The sequence below is a fragment of the Synechococcus sp. CCY9201 genome (assembly GCF_034931105.1).
Classification (GTDB): domain Bacteria; phylum Cyanobacteriota; class Cyanobacteriia; order PCC-6307; family Cyanobiaceae; genus CBW1002.
This window is the reverse complement of sequence record NZ_JAYGIC010000080.1, coordinates 1-2,495: the sequence shown is the minus strand read 5'-3', so window position 1 is coordinate 2,495 and position 2,495 is coordinate 1. Positions and strand designations below refer to the sequence as shown.

General features: G+C 70.9%; 4 protein-coding genes. 3 read left to right on the top strand and 1 reads right to left on the bottom strand.

Annotated elements, in window-relative coordinates; all coding sequences use genetic code 11:
- On the bottom strand, positions 1–514 hold a 514-nt coding region (locus VB716_RS07895; protein ID WP_323270180.1), incomplete at its 3' end, for a cysteine desulfurase family protein.
- Positions 515–592: 78 nt separating this feature from the next.
- On the opposite strand from VB716_RS07895, the gene VB716_RS07890 reads away from it, so the two are divergent.
- The 3 genes from VB716_RS07890 to VB716_RS07880 all read left to right on the top strand — a co-directional run.
- Complete coding sequence (locus VB716_RS07890; protein ID WP_197158531.1) at positions 593–1,075, top strand: hypothetical protein; 483 nt, start codon at positions 593–595, stop codon at positions 1,073–1,075.
- A gap of 9 nt (positions 1,076–1,084) precedes the next feature.
- Complete coding sequence (locus VB716_RS07885) at positions 1,085–1,906, top strand: response regulator transcription factor (protein WP_231598055.1); 822 nt, start codon at positions 1,085–1,087, stop codon at positions 1,904–1,906.
- Positions 1,903–2,495: pseudouridine synthase (locus VB716_RS07880; RefSeq protein WP_323270179.1), on the top strand; the 593-nt coding region annotated here is incomplete at its 3' end. The genes VB716_RS07885 and VB716_RS07880, both read left to right, overlap by 4 nt.

Sequence of the window (2,495 nt, the reverse complement as noted above, 5' to 3'; positions counted from 1 at the left end):
GATCGCGGCAGAGCCGGCCGATCGCCGCCAGGGGCTGCAGCACGCCGATCTCGTTGTTGGCGGCCATCACCGAGAGCAGCAGCACGTCCGGGGTGAGGGCCTCCTCCAGCCGGTTCAGATCGAGCAGCCCATCGGGCTGCACCGGCAACAGCGTCAGCGGCACACCGTGGCGTTGCAGATGGGCGAGGGGATCCCGCACCGCCCGGTGTTCGCTCACCAGGCTCACGATCCGCCGGCGGGAGAGACCGCGCTCCGACGCCGCTTCCACCACACCCTTGAGGGCCAGGTTGTTGGCCTCGGTGGCGCCGCTGGTGAAACACACCGTTTCCGGGGCCACGCCAAGGGCCCTGCCGATGCGGCCGCGGGCCTGCTCCACCGCCGCGGCCGCCTGCAGGGCCGGCCGGTAGAGGCGGCTGGCGGGGTTGGCGAAAGCCTCACTCCACCAGGGCGCCATGGCGGCGACCACGGCCGGATCGCAGGGGGTGGTGGCGTGGTGGTCGAGGTAGGCCAGCATGGATTCATGCTGACAACTGCACGGGCAACCGCGACACCCAGGCTGGCCGGTGGGCTTCTGACTCGCGGGCTGACGACCATGGCGGGCCTGCTCGCCTGCTGGGTTCTGGCTGCGCCAGCCTCGGCCCAGGGCCTGAACCTGATCCCCTCGAAGGCGAGGCCCAAGGATCTGATTCTTCTGGAGGAACGGCAGGTGCGGGGCGGCAAACAGGCCACCGGCGTCTATGGCGCCACGGCCGATCCAGCCGAGCCCGGGCTCTGGCGGATCAAGGTGTGGGAGGAGCTTCCCGACGACATCAAGGTGCGCACCGAGTCGATCCGCTGCAACCCCGCCACGCCGATGCGGATCACCAGCGACGGCCGCAACCTGATCGTGCTCGAGCTCAACCCCGGCGGCCAGATCACCCCCGGCAACCGGCTCCATCACCTGATCTGGTGGGCCACCTGCTTCCCGGAGCAGGCCGGCAAGGATCCGGCCACCCTGGGGGCGGTGGCCCGCCAGCTGGGCTATCCCGGCCACCTGCAGGAGCGCCGCCAGGTGCTGCCGGGAAGCCGTCGATAGATTGAGCGCATGACCCCCGACCCCACCGGCTCCCGGCCCGCCGATCCCCATGCGGCCGCAACCAGCCCCGCTGGTGCCAGCTCCGCAGCGGCCGGATCCGCCGGAGCCGCTTCAGCCGAGGCCGCCGAGCCGGCTCCGCAGGCACCGGCCCGGCTGCTGCTTGTGGACGATGAACCCGGTCTGCGCACCGCCGTGAAGGCCTATCTCGAGGACGAGGGCTTCGTGGTGACCACCGCCAACGACGGCGAGGAGGGCTGGACCCTGGCCCAGGAGCTGCTGCCTGATGTGATCATCAGCGACGTAATGATGCCCCGCCTCGATGGCTACGGGCTGCTGCAGCGGCTGCGGGGCGATGAGCGCCTGGGGGGCACCCCGGTGATCTTCCTCACCGCCAAGGGGATGACCGCCGATCGCATCGCCGGCTTCAATGCCGGCGCCGACGACTACATCCCCAAGCCCTTCGATCCCGACGAGCTGGTGGCCCGCGTCCACAACGCAGTGCGACGTCAGGAACGGCTGCTGGCCGAGGCGGCCCGCTTTGCCGATGCGGACATCGGCCAGATGGCCAAGCAGATCACCGAGATCCGCTCCCTGCTCTCCAGCAGCGGCAGCAAGAAGCCGCCGGCGGCGGTGCGGCTGGAATTCACGCCCCGCGAGGCGAGCGTGCTGCAGCTGGTGGCGGAGGGGCTGATGAACAAGGAGATCGCCCGGCGGCTGGAAACCTCGATCCGCAACGTGGAGAAGTACGTGAGCCGGCTGTTCACCAAGACCGGCACCTCCAGCCGCACCGAGCTGGTGCGCTACGCCCTCGAGCACGGCCTGGTGGAGTGAGCTCCGGGGCCCCTCCGGGCGAGGCAGCTCCGCTGGAGGAAGCTCCGCCTCCGGACTGGCTGCCGGAGAGCCTCAACCAGGGTCACGTGTATCGCGAGCGGATCAGGGCCGCTGATCTGCGCCAGTTGGACACCCTCTCCAGCCCAGATTCAGTGGCTGGGGTACCGACGGCCAACCCCGCAGGCGTGTTGTCTTACTTGGCGTCCCGCTTCACCCATTCGGGGGCGGCACTGTGGCGCCAGCGGCTCGCCGCCGGTGAGCTGTGGCGGAACGGCCACCAGCTCCGGGCCGATGGGCCTCTCGCAGCCGGGGATCGGCTGGACTGGCATCGGCCCCCCTGGAAGGAGCAGGCCGTGCCGGGGTCGTGGAACGTTCTGTTCGACGACGGCGACCTCTGCGTGATCGACAAGCCCAGCGGGCTGCCGGTGCTGCCCGCCGGTGGCTTCTCGGAGCACACCCTGCTGCGGCTGCTGGAGCGGCGCCATGGCGGTGATCCCGCTGGGGTGCCCCGCCCCGTGCATCGCCTGGGCCGCTCCACCTCCGGCCTGCTGGTCTGTGCCCGCCGCCCCGCCAGCCGCGCCTGGCTCAG

Bases quoted from the DNA above. Each gene is read 5' to 3' on its own strand.
- VB716_RS07885 (WP_231598055.1), top strand. From the start codon at position 1,085: ATGACCCCCGACCCCACCGGCTCCCGGCCCGCCGATCCCCATGCGGCC.
- VB716_RS07890 (WP_197158531.1), top strand. From the start codon at position 593: ATGGCGGGCCTGCTCGCCTGCTGGGTTCTGGCTGCGCCAGCCTCGGCC.